The following is a 17,232-nucleotide window of genomic DNA, read 5'->3' as shown; positions in this document are numbered from 1 at the left end:
CCGAACGTTCGGTCACCACGAATCTAACGGACCGGGTCGCGCGTGTCACCGGGTGTCGGGCGGGAATCTCCGAGCACGCGCCGCTGCACCGCGCGCACCGCCGAGGACACGGGCCATTCGAGAGGCCCGCGCGGGGAGGCGAATCCCCGCCACAGCAGGGCGAAGAGCACGGCGAGGCCGACGTGGATCATGAGCTCGACGAGCGATCGGATGGGTGCGAGCCGGCTGATCTCGAGGAACACGACGTGACCGGTGTAGACGCTCAGCGGCATGGATCCGGGCGCGCTGAGCGGAGCGAGCAGCCACGCCCGCTCTCCGAGGACGATCGCGGCGAGCGAGCACACGCCGAGCACCGCGGCCGCGAGACCGGCGGTGTGGAGGAGGTCGAACGGGGTGGCCGAGTGCGGCCCGGCGGTGGCGAGCCACCACCACGAGTCGGGCGGGGTGATCCCGTACGAGCCGGTGGTCAGCGTGTGCTCGAGCGATCCCGGTTCGCCGGCGGGCACCGGTCCGAGGGTCGCCTCGAGGGCGCTCCGGCCGCCGGCGGTGAGGAGCAGCGAGGAGACCGCCTTGGCGAGCACGGCGGTGCCGAGGCCGATGAGCTGCGCGGTGATCGCCGTGCGCGGCGCGCGCCAGTCGAGCCGCGCGAGGAACATCCCGAGGATGAGGTAGCCCATCCAGGGCACCACCGGGTAGTACCCGGTGAGCAGCAGGTCGGTGAGCAGCGGCCCCGGGGTGACGAGATCGCCGGGGGTCGGGACGATGTACGAGGTCTCGAGTCCGAACTCCCGGCGCACGACCATGCTCAGCACCGGGACGAGGGTCAGCCACAGGGGCGCGAGGAGGCCGAGGGCGAGGGGCGGGAGGCGGAGGAAGAGCGGCGCGAGCACGAACATCACGCCGTAGAACGTCAGGATGATCGCGATGCTCGAGCTGACGAGGCCGAGCAGCAGGCCGATGACGCCGATGATGATGCCGCGGAGCACGAGCCCCGAGGCGGCCGCCGCCCACGCCCGGCCGCCCGGGCGGGCGAGGACGCGCCGGGTGCTCAGGACCACGGAGAAACCGGCGAGCACCGCGAACAGGGCAGAGGAGCGACCGGCGAACCACACCGCCCGGGTGAAGGAGCCGTCCTCGGCGGTGAAGGCGATGATGTGCGTGATCATCATCCCGAACAGCGCCAGGCCCCGGGCGGTGTCGATGCCGAGATTCCGACCGTCGGGTGCGAGCCGACGGGCCACGGTCGGGGCATCGACCACGCGAACTCCTGCAGGGTAGGGGAGCGGACGGGGACGATTGTGCCACACACGCGGCGGCCGGATCCCGGATGCCCCGGCCGCGGGGCCGATCAGGCGGGGCGGACGGTGTCGCGCAGGACGGTCTACTGGATCTTGCCCATGCCCGAGCGCGGGAACGCCTCGAGGATCCGCACCTCCTTGGGGTGCTTGTACGAGGCGAGGCGATCGCGGAGGTACTCGCGCACGGACGCGAGGTCCGGCGGGTTGTCGGGGTCCTTGGGGACGATGCAGGCGACCGGCACCTCGCCCCACTTCTCGTCGGGCCTGCCGACGATGCTCACCTCGGACACCTGCGGGTGCCAGGTGAGCGCGTTCTCGATCTCGGCGCAGTAGATGTTCTCGCCGCCGGAGATGATCATGTCCTTGAGCCGGTCGACGACGTAGATGAACCCTTCGGCGTCCCGGCGCACGAGGTCGCCGGAGTGGAACCAGCCGCCGTGGAACGCCTCGGCGGTGGCCTTCTCGTTGTTCCAGTACCGGTCCATGACGCACGGGCCCCGGTAGACGATCTCGCCGACCTCGTCGACGCCGACGTCGTTCATCTCCGGGTCGACCACCCGGATCGAGGTCTCCGCGGTCGGGTGGCCGACCGAGCCGATCTTGCGCAGGGAGTCCTCGAACCGCAGGCTCATCGCGGTGCCGGTGGTCTCGGTCTGGCCGAACACCGCGGTGATCGCCGCCTCGGGCATGCATTCGGCCATCCGGAGGAGGAGTTTCTCGCTCGCCGGCGCACCGCCCCAGTTGACGTGGGTGATCGCGAGCCCGTCGCCGCCGGAGCGCTCGATCTCGTCGCACAGCAGGTGCCACTGCTGGGGGACCATGAAGGACGCCGTCACCTGGTTCTCCTTCATCCGTGCCAGCGTCTCGCCGGCGTCGAACCCTGCGCTCGGGATGACGAGGGCGGCCGCACCCCCGGCGAGCGCCCCGTGCGCCGACATGAAGGAGCCGATGTGGAAGAGGGGCGGGGCGAGCATGACGACGCCGGAACCGGCCTCGGCGCCCCAGCGCGCCGCGTTCTGCACCGAGGCGGACTACACGGTGTGGCAGGTGAGGACCGCGCCCTTGGGGTGCCCGGTGGTGCCCGAGGTGTGGAGGATGACGTAGTCGTCGGAGCCGGCGGGCACGACGATCTCGTCGACCGCGAGCGGGTCCCCCTCGCCCGTCGCGCGGAGGAACTCTTCGGAGGCGCAGTCGATGACGACCGGCTGCGCGGTGGATTCGCCGAGCGCGCCGTGCACGAGGTCGAGCGTGTCCGGCTCGGTGACGAGCAGCGCAGGGGTGGTGTTGTCGACGATGTAGGCGACCTCGGCCGCGGTGAGCCGGAAGTTGATCGGCACGATGATCGCGCCGAGCGCGGCGGTGGCCGCGGTGACGAGGATGAACTCCGGCCGGTTGGTGGTGAGCACGGCGACCCGGTCGTCGCGGCCCACGCCGCGGGAGCGGAGGTCGGCGGCGAGGCGGAGGGCGGAGTCCGCGTACTCGCGCCAGCTCGTCTCCGTGCCCCGGTAGCGCAGCGCCGGAGCGTCGGGGATCTCGTGCGCATGGCGCAGGAGCTTCCCGACCATCGACGGCGAACGGCTGAGATCGAGAGCGGCGGCCTCGACGGATGCAGAAGTCACGGGGTCTCCTCGGATGCGACATTGAACACGAGTGAACGTTCGGTGAGGTCGAATCTAGCCAATCGGGTGTGGGATGTCACCACGGCCCCGTGCGAGGCGATCCTGCTGTCCGCCGACGACGGTCGCCGCGGCGCGCTGCGGTCGCGTCGGCGTCCGGGGAGGCGGTGCCAGCCGGTAGGATGAGCCGTATGGCACTCATCTCTGATTCCGCGGCCGCCGAGGTCCGCGAGGCGTTCGGCGCCGTGGGCACGGCGATGATCACGCCCTTCTCCGAGGACGGGACCATCGACTACGCGGTCGTCGAATCGACCGCCGCCCATCTCGTCGACCTCGGCAACGACCAGCTCGTCGTCTCCGGCACCACCGGCGAATCGCCGACCACCTCGGATGAGGAGAAGACGCGCCTCCTCGAAGTCGTCGTCGGGGCCGTCGGCGACCGCGCGCGGATCATCGCGGGCGTCGGCACGAACGACACCGCGCACTCCGTCGAGCTCGCCCGGGCGGCAGCCGCCGCGGGCGCCCACGGACTCCTCGTCGTCACCCCCTACTACTCGAAGCCGCCGCAGGCTGCGATCGCCGCGCACATGCGCACCGTCGCCGACGCGACCGAGCTGCCCGTCATGCTCTACGACATCCCGGGCCGGTCGGGCGTGCCGATCAGCACCGAGACGCTGCTCGAGCTCGGCGAGCACCCCCGGATCCTCGCGGTCAAGGACGCCAAGGGCGACCTCGCGGCGTCGGCGCGCGTGATGTCGGAGAGCCCGCTCGCGTACTACTCGGGCGAGGACGCCCTCAACCTCCCGCTCATGGCCTGCGGGGCCGTGGGCATCGTCTCCGTCGTCGGCCACGTCAGCGCCGATCGATTCGCTTCCATGGTGGCCGCCGTCGAGGGCAACGACCTCGACTCCGCCCGCCGCATCGCCGCGGAGCTCGCGCCCCTCGTCGATGCAGTCATGAATCACATGCCCGGGGTCGTCGCGGTCAAGGCCGCCCTCGAGCTCCAGGGAGTGATTCCCACCCGCGCCACGCGCATGCCCCTGCTGCCGGCCTCCGACGAGCAGGTCGAGCACGTGCGCGCACAACTGAAAAGGAGCGGTTACCTCCAGTGACCACATTTCTCGCAGAACCCGGTGAACCGCCCGTCGTCGATCCGGAGGCCCTGCGCATCGTCGCCCTCGGCGGTCTCGGCGAGGTCGGCCGGAACATGACGGTGTTCGAGTACCGCGGCAAGATCCTCATCGTCGACTGCGGCGTGCTCTTCCCCGAGGAGGAGCAGCCCGGCATCGACCTCATCCTGCCCGACTTCAGCTACCTCGACGGACGGATGGACGACATCGTCGGCCTCGTCCTCACCCACGGGCACGAGGACCACATCGGGGCCGTGCCCTACCTCCTCAAGCGTCGCGCCGACATCCCGATCCTCGGATCCGTGCTCACCCTCGCGCTCATCGAGGCCAAGCTCAAGGAGCACCGCATCCGGGCCACCACGCGCGTGGTCAAGGAGGACGACACCGATCAGCTCGGCCCGTTCGACCTCGAGTTCGTCGCGGTCAACCACTCGATCCCCGATGCGCTCGCCGTCTGCATCCGCACCGGCGCCGGGACCGTGCTCCATACCGGCGACTTCAAGATGGACCAGCTCCCGCTCGACCGCCGCATCACCGACCTCCGGGCGTTCGCCCGGCTCGGCGAAGAGGGCATCGACCTGTTCCTCACCGACTCGACGAACGCCGACGTCCCCGGCTTCACCTCGCCGGAGAAGAACATCGGCCCGGTCCTCGAGACGCTGTTCGGCACGGCCGAGCGGCGCATCATCGTCGCCTCCTTCGCCTCGCACGTCCACCGCGTGCAGCAGGTCCTCGAGGCCGCGAGCGCGCACGGCCGCAAGGTCGCGCTCGTCGGGCGCTCGATGGTGCGCAACATGAAGATCGCCCAGGACCTCGGCTACCTCCACGTCCCGCACGGCGTCCTCATCGACCTCAAGGACGTCGACAAGCTCCCCGACGACCAGGTCGTCCTCATGTGCACCGGTTCGCAGGGCGAGCCGATGGCCGCGCTGTCCCGGATGGCGAACGGCAGCCACCGGATCGAGGTGGGGGAGGGCGACACCGTCATCCTCGCCTCCTCGCTCATCCCGGGCAACGAGAACGCGGTGTTCCGCGTGATCAACGGGCTGATGAAGCTCGGCGCGAACGTCATCCACAAGGGCAACGCGAAGGTCCACGTGTCCGGCCACGCCTCGGCCGGCGAGCTCCTCTACTGCTACAACATCGTCAAGCCGCGCGGAGTCATGCCGGTCCACGGCGAATGGCGCCACATGCTCGCCAACGCGCAGCTCGCGATCGACACCGGTGTCCCCGAGGACCAGGTCGTCATCGCCGACGACGGCTGGGTCGTCGATCTCAAGGACGGCCACGCGGAGGTCGTCGGAGCGGTCGACTGCGACTACGTCTTCGTCGACGGGTCCTCCGTGGGAGAGGTCACCGAGGCCGACCTCAAGGATCGCAGGACTCTCGCCGACGAGGGCTTCGTCTCGGTGTTCATGACCGTCGACGCCAAGCGCCGGGAGATCCTCGCCGGTCCGATCGTCCACGCCCGCGGCGTGGCGGAGAACGACTCGGTGTTCAACTCGATCCGGCCGAAGATCGAGTCCGCCGTCAAGGAGGCGCTCGAGAACGGGACCAAGGACGAGCACCGGCTCCAGCAGGTCATCCGGCGCACCCTGGGCCGCTGGATCTCCTCCAAGCTCCGTCGCCGGCCGATGATCGTCCCGATGGTCGTCATCGTCTGACTCAGGCCCGTCCCCGGACGGGTCCGCACTCCGGTACCGAGCCGGTCCGCCCTCGCGGCGGGCCGGCTCAGTCCGTCTGGTAGGAGCGCCAGCGGGCGGCGAGCCGGTCGGCGGTGTCCGTGAGCGACCGGGCGACCTCGGTGAAGGCGTCGGGGGTGAGTCGCGAGGAGGGACCCGACACGGACAGCCCTGCCGGAGCCGGACCGCCGTCGATCGCGACGGCGAGGCAGCGGACGCCGACCTCCTGCTCCTCGTCGTCGACCGCGAATCCGGAGTGCCGGGCTCGGGCGAGCTCGTCGAGGACGGCTAAGTTCGTCGGCGGCGTCAGATGTGTATAAGAGCCGGGGGGGGAGAGGAGCGCGCGCGCCTCGTCCTCGGGCAGCCGCGCGAGCACCGCCTTGCCGACCCCGGTGTTGTGGAGCGGCACCCGCCGTCCGACCTCGGTGAACATCCGCATCGAGCGGGGCGAGGCGGCCTGCGCGACGTAGGTCATCGAGTCGCGGGTGAAGAACGCGAGGTTGACGGTCTCCCCGAGCGCCTCTGCGAGCGCGGCGAGGAGCGGCTGGGCCTCCGCGCCCGTCTGGTGCGCGGCGACCGCGCCGAGGCGCACCAGGCGCGGCCCGAGCGAGTAGCTCCGGTCGGCGAGCTGGAGCACGATCCCGCGCGCCGCGAGCGTGGAGAGGACCCGGTGCACCGTGGGCACCGGGAGCCGGATCGCGGTGGCGAGATCCTTGCTGCGCGCCGCACCCCCGGCGTCCGCGAGGGCTTCGAGGACGTCGAGGGTGCGATCGACCGATTGGACGCGCTGCGCGGGAGGCATGGTTCAGCGGCGGTCGGCGGGTCCGGTGTCGCGGCGGTGGTCGGCCGAGTGCTCGGCCGGGTCCGCCACGGGTGCGCCGGCCGGCACCTCGGCCGCGGCCCGCTCCTGGGCCTCGTCGACGGGGAGGAGCTCGTCGTTGTCCTTCCCGCCGGAGCGGGATAGGACGACGAACGTCACCGCGAGACCGATGAGGACGAGCGCCAGCAGGATCGTGCCGATGTTGAGGCCGGGGCCGAACACCATGATGTAGGCGATCGATCCCGCGGTGAGGCAGTAGACCGCCATCGGGATGATCGTCTTGCGGATGAGGTCGCCCTCGCGGCCGAGCAGTCCGACGGTCGCGGCAGCGGCGACGACGTTGTGGACGGAGACCATGTTGCCGGCCGCTCCGCCCACCGCCTGTGCGGCGACGACGGTCTCGGGCGACGCCGCGCCGATGTTGACGCCGGTGGTGAACTGGAACTGCGCGAACATGAGGTTGGATACGGTGTTCGACCCGGCGACGAAGGCGCCGAGCGCTCCGACGAACGGTGCGGCGAGCGGCCAGTTCTGACCGAGCGTCTCCGCCGCCGCCGAGGCGAGCGTCACCGGCATCGAATCCATGCCGGCGGCGTTGTAGTCGGGGCCGGAGTTGATGAACACGCGCACCATCGGCACCGAGCACAGGAGCGCGACGGCGGCTCCGGCGATCTGCCCGCCGGCGAGTCCCCACGAGGCGGCGACCTGCCGGCCGTTCATCCGGTGGAGGACGATCGTGATGAGCGAGGCGAGGACGAAGATCGCGCCCGGGGAGTAGAGCAGGTCCATGTTCTGGTTGATCGGCGTGCCGAAGATGCCCTCGACCTTGATGACCGCGGGGCCGGTGAGGAACGCCTTGATCTCCGGGATGTTGCGGGTGAGGAGCAGCAGGACGACGACGATGAGGTACGGCGCCCAGGCCTGCACGAGCGGCATGCGCTTCTTGAGGTGGGAGGCCTCCTCGGCCGGGCTCACCGAGCCCATCCAGCGCTCGGGCCAGCGGTAGCGCGGCGCGAACTCCCAGGTGTCCTTGGGGGTGAGGAAGCCGGCGCGGGCGGCCGGCACGACGATGAGGAGGCCGACGAGGCCGCCGATCATCGAGGGGAACTCGGGTCCGAGGAAGATCGCGACGAGGAGGTAGGGGACGATCATCGCGACCGCCGCGAAGATCGCGAAGGGCGCGACGGCGAGGCCGTCGGCGAACCGGCGGCGGCTGCCGAAGAACCCGGTCATGAAGCAGCACAGGGTGAGCGGGATGAGGATGCCGCAGATGCCGTGGATGATGGCGACCTGGCTCGCGGTGTGGGCGACGAATCCGAGCTGATCGAGGCCGAGCGCGCCGGCGCGCTCGGCGACGTCGGACGACATCGCACCGGTCTCGTCGGCCAGGCCGTTGCCGATGCCGGTGAGCATCGGGGTGCCGACGGCGCCGAAGCTCACCGGGGTCGACTGGATGATGAGGCCGAAGAGCACCGCGGCGATCGCCGGGAACCCGAGAGCGAGCATGAGCGGGGCGACGACGGCGGCGGGCGTGCCGAAGCCGGCTGCGCCCTCGATGAAGCTGCCGAACAGCCAGGCGACGATGATGACCTGCACGCGACGGTCCGCGGACACGGAGATGAAGCCGGCGCGGATCGTGTCGATCGCGCCGGACTTCGTCACGGTGGCGAGCATGAGGAGTGCGCCGAACACGATCCACAGCAGGCCCACCGCGACGAGGATGCCCTGCACGATCGAGGCGCCGATGGTGACGAGATCGATCTGCCAGGCGAAGAACGCGACCGCGGCCGCGACGACGAGGCTGATGGGCATGGCGATCGCGGCCGGCATCCGGAAGCCGAGCAGCAGCACACCGGCCACGATGATCGGGAGGAGCGCCAGCAGCGCCGCGACGAAGAGATTGTCCATGTCGTTCCTGTCCACGGCGGTGCCGCATGAAGTGAGGGGCCGTCACAGGCCGACCGGGCGGCTGTGCCCGGCGGGGTCTGTGACTCCAGTCACGGAGACAGTAGAGGACGCGAGCGCACGGTGCAAGCGTTCGATGAGCGGTTCCTGGGAGCAGTATGTGAACGACGCGCGTGATTCCGGGGCGCGCGGCATTCCACGAGGCGGAAAAACTGATCTCGGAGAGCAACCATGCGCCCTTCCAAGATTCCATGATGCGAAATAGCGATTTCATTCCTCAGCCTGTAGATTGCGGAGGACGAAGGTGTCGCACCTCATACTCAGCCGCGCAGCCGCACGGCCCGGGAAGGACGGAAGCCATGACCACCGTGGACGCCACGATCACCGCGCAGACGCTCGAAGAGCTCGCCGCGCAGCTGCCCGAGGGGGCCGTCATCACCGATCCGGTGAAGATGGAGGCCTATCGCTGGGACCGCGCCAACGATCCCGATGCGGGCATGCCGCTCGCCGTGGTCCGCGCCACCTGCACCGAGGACGTCCAGGCCGCCGTGCGCTTCGCCGCTGCGACGAACACCCCCGTGGTGCCGCGTGGGGCCGGTTCCGGACTGTCCGGCGGTTCGACCGCGCAGAACGGCGCGATCGTGCTCTCCGTCGAGCGGATGAAGGAGATCCGCATCGATCCCATCACCCTCACCGCCGTCGCGCAGCCCGGGGCGATCAACGCCGAGGTCAAGGCGGCGGCCGCCGAGCACGGCCTGTGGTACCCACCGGACCCGGCCTCGTTCGAGTTCTGCTCGATCGGCGGGAACATCGCGACGAACGCCGGCGGCCTGTGCTGCGTGAAGTACGGGGTCACCACCGACTACGTCCTCGGCATGAAGGTCGTGCTGTCCGACGGCCGGCTCGTGACGCTCGGCGGGCCGCGCCTCAAGGACGTCGCCGGCCTGTCGCTCACCAAGCTGTTCGTCGGCAGCGAGGGCACTCTCGGGATCATCACCGAGGTGACGCTGCGCCTCATCCACGTCAAGCGCAATCCCAGCACCCTCGTCGCCACCTTCCGCACCCTCGAGGACGCGACGAGCGCCGTGCTCGGGATCACCGGCCGGCTGCGCCCCTCGATGCTCGAGTTCATGGACCGGCCGACGATCAACGCGGTCGAGGACGAGACCCGGATGGGCCTCGACCGCGAGGCTGCGGCGATGCTCATCGTGCAGTCCGACGAGCCCGCGGGCTACGCCCAGCACGAGATCGAGATCATCGCGGAGGCGTGCACCTCGAACAACGCCACCGAGTGCTACCACACCGACGATCCTGACGAGGGCCAGGCATTCATCGCCGCCCGCCGGATCGCGATCCCGGCGGTGGAGAAGAAGGGCACGATCCTCCTCGAGGACTGCGGCGTGCCGCTCCCGGAGCTCGGCCGCCTCGTCGAGGGGATCGAGGAGATCAGCCGGAACCGCGAGGTCCTCGTCGCCGTCATGGCCCACGCCGGCGACGGCAACACCCACCCGCTCGTCGTCTTCGATCCCACCGACGACGCGGCCCGCGAGCGCGCGCACATCGCGTACGGCGAGATCATCGACCTCGCGGTGTCGCTCGGCGGCACGATCACCGGTGAGCACGGAGTGGGCCGGCTCAAGCGGCCGTGGCTCGGCGACTACCTGGGCCCGGACGTGCTCGAGCTCAACCATCGCATCAAGAACGCCCTCGACCCGCAGGGTATCCTCAACCCCGGCACCGTCTTCGAAGTGCAGGAAGGACGCTGAATGACCGTCGACCCGACCGCTCCCGTCTACACCTCCGTCCCCGTCATCACCCATGACACCGCCGCGCGCGCCGTCGCGCTGACGATCGAGGAGGGGGAGAGGGTCGGCGTGCGCGCCTGCGCGACGATCGTCGACCCCGCCCTCGGACTCGTCGCCTACGGCCGCGCCGACGGCATGACGCCGCACAGCGTCGAGACGAGCCGGCGCAAGGCGCACACCGCCGCCTCCACCCGCCGGCCCAGCGCGCTCATGAACCCCGAGCTCGCGCAGAAGCTCGAGCACGGCACCGGCGGACTGCTCACGAGCATCGCCGGCGGCGTGCCGCTCGTCTTCGACGGCACCCTCGTCGGCGGCCTCGGCGTCGCCGGCGGCAAGCCGGACGAGGACGCGGTCATCGCTGCGGCCGTCCTCGAACGCCTCGGAGCCGAGCCCCCGGCGACCGCCTGACCCGGCCGCCCGCACCCGTCGCACCGGACGGCCCGACGCCGTCCACCGCACCACCCGCATCCGACAGCACCAGCAATCCGATATCGAGGAGTTCCTCATGACCACCACGAACATCGATCTGCCCGACGGCCTGGAGATCACCGGCGAGATCCAGCCGGAGCACGCAGCCGTCCTCACCCGCCCCGCGCTCGAGCTCATCGTCTCGCTCCACCGCGCGTTCGCCGCCACCCGGAAGGAGCGGCTCGCCGCCCGCAAGGACCGCCAGGCCCGCCTCGACGCCGGCGAGGAGCTCGACTTCCTCGAGGAGACCAAGCACATCCGCGAGGACGACTCGTGGCAGGTCGCCCCGCCCGCACCCGGGCTCGAGGACCGCCGCGTCGAGGTCACCGGCCCGACGTACCGGAAGATGACGATCAACGCGCTCAACTCCGGCGCCAAGGTCTGGCTCGCCGACCAGGAGGACGCGAACACCCCCGCCTGGGACTCCGTGCTCGGCGGCCAGGTCAACCTCCTCGACTCGGTCAACCGCGAGATCGACTTCGTCTCCGAGCAGGGCAAGGAGTACACCCTGCGCCCCGATGAGGAGCTGCCGACGATCGTCGTCCGTCCGCGCGGCTGGCACCTCGAGGAGAAGCACATGCGCATCGACGGCGAGATCGCCTCGGGCTCCCTCGTCGACTTCGCGCTGTACTTCGCCACCGCCGGCATCAAGCAGATCGAGAAGGGCCGCGGCCCCTACTTCTACATCCCCAAGATGGAGTCCTACCTCGAGGCGCGGCTGTGGAACGACGTGTTCGTCCACGCGCAGGACGCGCTCGGGGTCCCGCAGGGCACGATCCGGGCCACCTGCCTCATCGAGACCTACCCGGCCGCGTTCCAGATGGAGGAGATCCTCTACGAGCTCCGCGACCACTCCGCGGGCCTCAACGCCGGCCGCTGGGACTACATCTTCTCCGTCATCAAGACCCACCGCGCCAAGGGCGAGGACTGGATCCTCCCGGACCGCGCCCAGGTCACCATGACCGTGCCGTTCATGCGCGCCTACACCGAACTGCTCGTGCGGACCTGCCACAAGCGCGGAGCGCACGCGATCGGCGGCATGAGCGCCTTCATCCCGTCGAAGGACGAGGCGGCCAACGCTAAGGCCTTCGACCAGGTGGAGAAGGACAAGTCGCGCGAGGCGAACGACGGCTTCGACGGCTCCTGGGTCGCCCACCCGGGCATGGTCGAGGCCTGCCGCACCGAGTTCACCGCGGTGCTCGGCGAGAAGCCCAACCAGATCGAGAAGAAGCGCGAGGACGTCTCCGTCTCCGCCGCCGACCTCCTCGCGGTCAAGGACACCCCGGGTGAGATCACCGAGGCCGGTCTGCGCGCCAACATCTCGGTGGGCATCCAGTACGTCGCGGCGTGGCTCGGCGGCAACGGCGCAGCTGCGATCAACGGCCTCATGGAGGATGCGGCGACCGCGGAGATCTCCCGCTCGCAGGTGTGGCAGTGGCTGCACTTCGGCGTCACGCTCTCCGACTCCGGTGAGACGGTGACGAAGGAGCTCGTCGACCGCCTCATCGAGGAGGAGGTGGCGAAGCTGCCCGGCGACGCCGCGCAGTGGCAGACCTCGAAGGACCTGTTCGCCCGGATGGCCACGGCCGAGGAGTACCACGACTTCCTCACCATCCCGGCCTACGAGCTGCTCGGCTGAGCGGATCGGCCGCTCCTGCCGCGCAGGCAGGTGACGCGGGGGCACTCACCGACCAGTGGGTGCCCCCGCGTCGTCGCGTCGTCGGCCGATCGCGGCGCTGCGGGACACACAGGGGGCGGGAATCCCGGGTCCGGGAGGGCCCGCCCCGTACCATGGGGATCATGGCGACCAGTACGACTTCCCCCGCTGCTGGTACCGGCACCCGACGTCGGCGGCGCAGCGCGTCCACCGACTCCACCGGGCGTGCGGGGGCACACGAGACCAACCCGAACGTGGTGACAGGTGCATGGATGGGAGCAGCGCAGATGGCAGGCAACCGCACCCGCAGAGTGCTCACCGAGACCCCTGACGACGACACCCCCACGCGGCGCGACGGCACCGCGTTCTTCCTCGTCGGCCTCGCGATCGTCGTCGCCGCCTTCGAGTGGTGGAACATCCCGGGCGCCTTCGGCGACGGCGTGCGCGCCGTCATCGAGGGCTCTCTGGGCCGCGTCGCGCTCGCGCTGCCCGTGCTCCTCCTCGGCTATGCGCTGCGGCTCTTCCTCCGCGGCGAGGACACGCGGGGGAACAATCGGATCCTCATCGGCCTCCTCGCCTTCGTGCTCGCCGCCGCCGGACTCGCCCACATCGCCGCCGGCACGCCCGGCTTCGCGCACTCGCGCGAGGCGATGATCAACGGGGGAGGGGCGCTCGGCTTCATCGTCTCCTCGCCGCTCGTCGTCGCCACCACCGTCTACGTCGCGGTGCCGCTCCTCGTGCTCCTCGGACTGTTCTCCCTGCTCGTCATGACCGCCACCCCGGTCAATGCCGTCCCGCAGCGGCTCCACGGCCTCTACACGCGGCTCGTCGGCGGCTCCGTCGCCGGTCCCGCGGAGGGCGCCGATGACACCGATCTCGTGCGCGACAACCGGACGACGAGCACCCTCACGCCCGTCATGGGCGCCAAGCGCCGCTCGCGGAAGAAGAAGAGCGAGGACGCCCCGGAGTACGAGAAGGAGCACGACCGGGCCTATGACAAGGCCTACATCCACGACGCCGAGGTCGGTGCCGAGGACCGGACCGACGCGGAGCCGACTCCCGAGCCCGAGCTCTACGACGTCGACGCCGCGGAGCCGGGTCCCCGGCCCGGCCAGCGCCGCCCCACGAAGGCGGAGAAGCAGGCCGCGAAGCTCAAGGCCGACATCGGGATGGAGGACGAGGCCACGCGGGTCCTCGACCGCAAGCCCGATCCCGCGGCGACCGTCCCGGCGGTGTCCACCCCGGCCCCGCAGGCGACCGGAGAGCTCCCGCAGCGCGTCGAGCAGCTCACTCTCGCCGGTGACGTCACCTACACGCTCCCGACCTCGGACTACCTGCTCGCCGGACCGCCGGCGAAGGAGCGCTCGGAGGCCAACGACCGCGTGGTCGAGGCGCTGCGCGACGTGCTCGAGCAGTTCAACATCGACGCCGAGGTCACCGGGTTCTCCCGCGGCCCGACCGTCACCCGCTACGAGGTCGAGCTCGGCGCCGGCACCAAGGTCGAGAAGGTCACCGCGCTGAGCAAGAACATCGCGTACGCGGTGGCGAGCGCCGACGTCCGGATCCTCTCGCCGATCCCCGGCAAGAAGGCGATCGGCATCGAGATCCCGAACGCCGACCGCGAGACCGTCGCGCTCGGCGACGTGCTCCGCTCGCAGGCTGCCCGCCGCACCGATCATCCGATGGTCGTCGGCGTGGGCAAGGACGTCGAGGGCGGGTTCGTCGTCGCCGACCTGTCGAAGATGCCCCACCTCCTCGTCGCCGGCGCCACCGGCTCCGGCAAGTCGAGCTTCATCAACTCGATGATCACCTCGATCATGATGCGCGCGACCCCGGACGAGGTGCGCCTCATCCTCGTCGACCCCAAGCGCGTCGAGCTCACGATCTACGAGGGCATCCCGCATCTCATCACCCCGATCATCACCAACCCGAAGAAGGCGGCCGAGGCGCTCGAATGGGTCGTCCGCGAGATGGACGCCCGCTACGACGACCTCGCGCAGTTCGGCTTCAAGCACGTCAAGGAGTTCAACAAGGCCGTGCGCGAGGGGCGCGTCCAGGCGCCGCCGGGCTCGCAGCGGGTGCTCCAGCCGTACCCGTACCTCCTCGTGGTCGTCGACGAGCTCGCCGATCTCATGATGGTCGCCCCGCGCGACGTCGAGGCCTCGATCCAGCGGATCACCCAGCTCGCCCGCGCCGCCGGCATCCACCTGGTGCTCGCCACCCAGCGTCCGAGCGTCGACGTCGTCACCGGACTCATCAAGGCCAACGTGCCCTCCCGGCTGGCCTTCGCGACGTCCTCGCTCGCCGACTCGCGCGTCGTCCTCGACCAGCCCGGTGCGGAGAAGCTCATCGGTCAGGGCGACGCCCTGTTCCTCCCGATGGGGGCGGCCAAGCCGATGCGCGTCCAGGGGGCGTGGATCAACGAGAGCGAGATCGAGCAGGTCGTCTCCCACGTCAAGGGCCAGCTCACCCCGGTCTACCGCGAGGACGTCGCGGTGGACAAGCCGGCCAAACAGATCGACGAGGAGATCGGCGACGACCTCGATCTCCTGCTCCAGGCCACCGAGCTCGTCGTCACCACGCAGTTCGGCTCGACCTCGATGCTCCAGCGCAAGCTCCGCGTCGGATTCGCCAAGGCCGGCCGCCTCATGGACCTCATGGAGTCGCGCGGGATCGTCGGTCCCTCGGAGGGCTCGAAGGCGCGCGACGTGCTCGTCACCCCCGAGGACCTGCCCGGCACGCTCGCCGTCATCCGCGGCGAGGAGCCGCCGGCCGGCGCCCCGTCCGGCGCGCCCGCAGCCGCAGGCGCCGCCCTCGCAGGAGGCGCGGACGGCGACGCGGACGCCGAGGACACCGCGGTGGTGCCGACGATCGGCGACCTCGATCCCGACACCGGGCTCGAGGTCGTCGAGGCCGGCGGCGAGGACGCGTGGGACCTCACCGGCAGGTAGGCTGACCCGGTGATGACTGAACAGCAGCCGAGCCCGTGGAACCTGCCGAATGCGCTCACCGTCCTGCGCATCCTGCTCGTCCCGGTGTTCCTCGTCCTCCTGCTCGGTCACGAGGGGCTCGACCCGCTGTGGCGCCTCGGCGCATTCATCGTGTTCGGGCTCGCGATGCTCACCGATAAGATCGACGGCGACCTCGCCCGGCGCTACGGGCTCGTCACCGACTTCGGCAAGATCGCCGATCCCATCGCCGACAAGTCGCTCATGGCCGCCGCGCTCATCGGGCTCGCCGTCATCGGCGTGCTCCCGTGGTGGATCCCGGTCGTCATCCTCGTCCGCGAGTTCGGGATCACCCTCATGCGCCTCGTCATCGTGCGGCGCGTCGTGCTCCCCGCCTCCCGCGGGGGCAAGCTCAAGACCGTCCTGCAGACCGTGGCGCTCGGCCTCTTCATCGTCATGCTCCCGCTGTCGACGGTGCTGCCGGGCGGGGTGATGATCGCGGTCATCGTCGTCGCCTGGATCGTCATGACCGCCGCGGTCGTCGTCACCCTCGTCACCGGCGTCGACTACTGCGTCAAGACCGCGCGCCTGCTCCGCGAGGCCGGGCCGCGCCGATGAGCGCGGACGCCCCCGCCGAACGGCACCGCGCGGACGCGGTCGTCACCGGGCTCGTCGAGCGCGGCCTGACCGTCGCCACGGCGGAGTCGCTCACCGCGGGGCTCATCGCCGCGACCCTCGTCACCGTGCCGGGCGCCTCGGCGACCGTGCGCGGCGGGCTCATCACGTATGCGACCGACCTCAAGGCCGCGCTCGCCGGGGTCGACCCGGATCTCCTCGCCCGCGCGGGCGCCGTCGACCCGGAGGTCGCGGAGCAGATGGCGCGCGGTGCCGCCCGGGTGTGCCGGGCGGACCTCGGCCTGGCCTGCACCGGGGTCGCCGGCCCGGAGCCGCAGGACGGAAAGCCGGTCGGGCTCGTGTTCCTCGCGCTCGCCCATGTCGGCGGCACCGCTGTCGTCGAGCACCGGTTCACCGGCGGCCGGGAGAAGATCCGCCGCGCCACGGTGCAGGCGGCCATCGCACTCCTCGCCGACCACCTCCGCTCCCGAGGGGAGTCAGAGTTCGCTGTCAATCGGCCGTGATCCGGGACCGCGGATGGAGCCGACGCCCGCCGCTTGGGTAGGCTTCAGGGAACAAATCCGGCCAGCCGGTCGTTGGGACCGGTACATGGATACACGCACGACGACTCAGCTGCTGCTCACGGGAGGTTCGGCATGACGCTTCTGCGCACCGAGATCGGTGATTCCCTGCGCGCGGCCCGCCGACGCCAGAACCGCACCCTGCGCGACGTCTCGAACGGCGCGAGCGTGTCCCTCGGCTACCTCAGCGAGATCGAGCGCGGTCAGAAGGAGGCCTCCTCCGAGCTGCTGTCGGCGATCTGCGAAGCGCTCGACCTGCCCGTCTCCTCGCTGCTGCGCGAGGTGAGCGACCGCTTCGCGATGAGCGAGGGCGTCGAGATCCCCGACACCGTCCCGGTGGAGATGTCCCGCCGCGTCCTCGCGGGAGAGCCCGCGGACGCGCTCGCCGGGAACGCCTGAATGCGCCACACCCACTACTGGACCCTCATGCGCGAGGAGTTCGGACGCGTCCGGGCGGAATCCCTCCACACCGACCTCGCACTGTCCTCGCTCGGCTCCCGCACCGCCGCCCAGGCGTTCGACGCCGGGATCGATCCCCGGGAGATCTGGCTGGCGGTGTGCGATGCCGCCGGGGTCCCGCCGGAGCGTCGACTCGGCCGCGACAAGCCCCGCTCCACACCGTTCTGAGAGGGCCCGGCGGGACCGCGTGCGACTGCCCTCCGGTGCCGCAGGCCATCCTCTGCGCCCCTGCACTGGGGACGGAGCGT

General features: G+C 70.7%; 14 protein-coding genes and 1 pseudogene. 10 read left to right on the top strand and 5 right to left on the bottom strand.

Translation table 11 applies throughout. The features are described from left to right. Window positions 1-23: 23 nt before the first annotated feature. The 3 genes and pseudogenes from C1A17_RS05745 to C1A17_RS14460 form a co-directional block, all read right to left on the bottom strand. The gene (locus C1A17_RS05745) at window positions 24-1,259 is read right to left on the bottom strand and encodes a heparan-alpha-glucosaminide N-acetyltransferase domain-containing protein (protein WP_245873511.1); all 1,236 of its coding nucleotides are present in this window, start codon (window positions 1,257-1,259) and stop codon (window positions 24-26) included. A 122-nt stretch (window positions 1,260-1,381) separates the two neighbouring features. After that, window positions 1,382-1,657, bottom strand: coding sequence for an AMP-binding enzyme (locus tag C1A17_RS14465; RefSeq protein WP_245873782.1), 276 nt, complete (start codon window positions 1,655-1,657; stop codon window positions 1,382-1,384). 123 nt (window positions 1,658-1,780) lie between these two features. Beyond that, window positions 1,781-2,863: pseudogene (locus C1A17_RS14460) on the bottom strand (AMP-binding protein); the annotation flags it as partial. Between the two features lie 242 nt (window positions 2,864-3,105). Between C1A17_RS14460 and dapA the strand changes: the two are divergent. Both dapA and C1A17_RS05725 read left to right on the top strand, forming a co-directional pair. Further along, window positions 3,106-4,026 carry a 4-hydroxy-tetrahydrodipicolinate synthase gene (gene dapA / locus C1A17_RS05730; protein ID WP_101651710.1) on the top strand — a complete coding sequence of 307 codons (921 nt, stop codon included), beginning with the start codon at window positions 3,106-3,108 and terminating at the stop codon, window positions 4,024-4,026. After that, entirely contained in the window at window positions 4,023-5,708 is a 1,686-nt protein-coding gene (locus tag C1A17_RS05725; protein ID WP_101651708.1) for a ribonuclease J, read from the top strand. The genes dapA and C1A17_RS05725 overlap by 4 nt, the downstream gene beginning before the upstream one ends. Window positions 5,709-5,775: 67 nt before the next feature. Here C1A17_RS05725 and C1A17_RS05720 read toward each other — a convergent pair whose 3' ends face one another. Together C1A17_RS05720 and C1A17_RS05715 are read right to left on the bottom strand one after the other, a co-directional pair. Continuing rightward, window positions 5,776-6,528: an IclR family transcriptional regulator gene (locus C1A17_RS05720; RefSeq protein ID WP_101651706.1), complete on the bottom strand. Its 753-nt coding sequence runs from the start codon at window positions 6,526-6,528 to the stop codon at window positions 5,776-5,778. A gap of 3 nt (window positions 6,529-6,531) precedes the next feature. Then, on the bottom strand, window positions 6,532-8,454 hold the full coding sequence (locus C1A17_RS05715; RefSeq protein ID WP_146000585.1) for an L-lactate permease: 1,923 nt from the start codon (window positions 8,452-8,454) through the stop codon (window positions 6,532-6,534). Window positions 8,455-8,810: 356 nt separating this feature from the next. Between C1A17_RS05715 and C1A17_RS05710 the strand changes: the two genes are divergently transcribed. The 8 genes from C1A17_RS05710 to C1A17_RS05675 all read left to right on the top strand — a co-directional run bounded on the left by C1A17_RS05710 (window position 8,811) and on the right by C1A17_RS05675 (window position 17,152). Further along, entirely contained in the window at window positions 8,811-10,217 is a 1,407-nt protein-coding gene (locus C1A17_RS05710; protein ID WP_101651705.1) for an FAD-binding oxidoreductase, read from the top strand. After that, window positions 10,218-10,664, top strand: a complete 447-nt coding sequence (locus tag C1A17_RS05705) for a GlcG/HbpS family heme-binding protein (protein WP_101651703.1) — start codon at window positions 10,218-10,220, stop codon at window positions 10,662-10,664. A 97-nt stretch (window positions 10,665-10,761) separates the two neighbouring features. Continuing rightward, the gene (aceB, locus tag C1A17_RS05700) at window positions 10,762-12,363 is read left to right on the top strand and encodes a malate synthase A (protein ID WP_101651701.1); all 1,602 of its coding nucleotides are present in this window, start codon (window positions 10,762-10,764) and stop codon (window positions 12,361-12,363) included. Between the two features lie 161 nt (window positions 12,364-12,524). Beyond that, window positions 12,525-15,332 (top strand): DNA translocase FtsK, encoded by a 2,808-nt coding sequence (locus tag C1A17_RS05695; RefSeq protein ID WP_425427277.1) that lies wholly within the window; start codon window positions 12,525-12,527, stop codon window positions 15,330-15,332. Between the two features lie 12 nt (window positions 15,333-15,344). Then, complete coding sequence (pgsA, locus tag C1A17_RS05690; protein WP_101653548.1) at window positions 15,345-15,947, top strand: CDP-diacylglycerol--glycerol-3-phosphate 3-phosphatidyltransferase; 603 nt, start codon at window positions 15,345-15,347, stop codon at window positions 15,945-15,947. After that, window positions 15,944-16,468, top strand: coding sequence for a CinA family protein (locus tag C1A17_RS05685; RefSeq protein WP_101651697.1), 525 nt, complete (start codon window positions 15,944-15,946; stop codon window positions 16,466-16,468). Before pgsA ends, C1A17_RS05685 begins: the two co-directional genes overlap by 4 nt. A gap of 132 nt (window positions 16,469-16,600) precedes the next feature. Further along, entirely contained in the window at window positions 16,601-16,924 is a 324-nt protein-coding gene (locus C1A17_RS05680; RefSeq protein WP_101651695.1) for a helix-turn-helix domain-containing protein, read from the top strand. Beyond that, window positions 16,925-17,152, top strand: a complete 228-nt coding sequence (locus C1A17_RS05675; RefSeq protein WP_101651694.1) for a DUF3046 domain-containing protein — start codon at window positions 16,925-16,927, stop codon at window positions 17,150-17,152. The last annotated feature ends 80 nt before the right edge of the window (window positions 17,153-17,232 follow it).

Source organism: Brevibacterium ihuae (assembly GCF_900184225.1).
Classification (GTDB): domain Bacteria; phylum Actinomycetota; class Actinomycetes; order Actinomycetales; family Brevibacteriaceae; genus Brevibacterium; species Brevibacterium ihuae.
The sequence above is the reverse complement of the archived record's forward strand: the minus strand, read 5'-3'. Positions and strand labels throughout refer to the sequence as shown.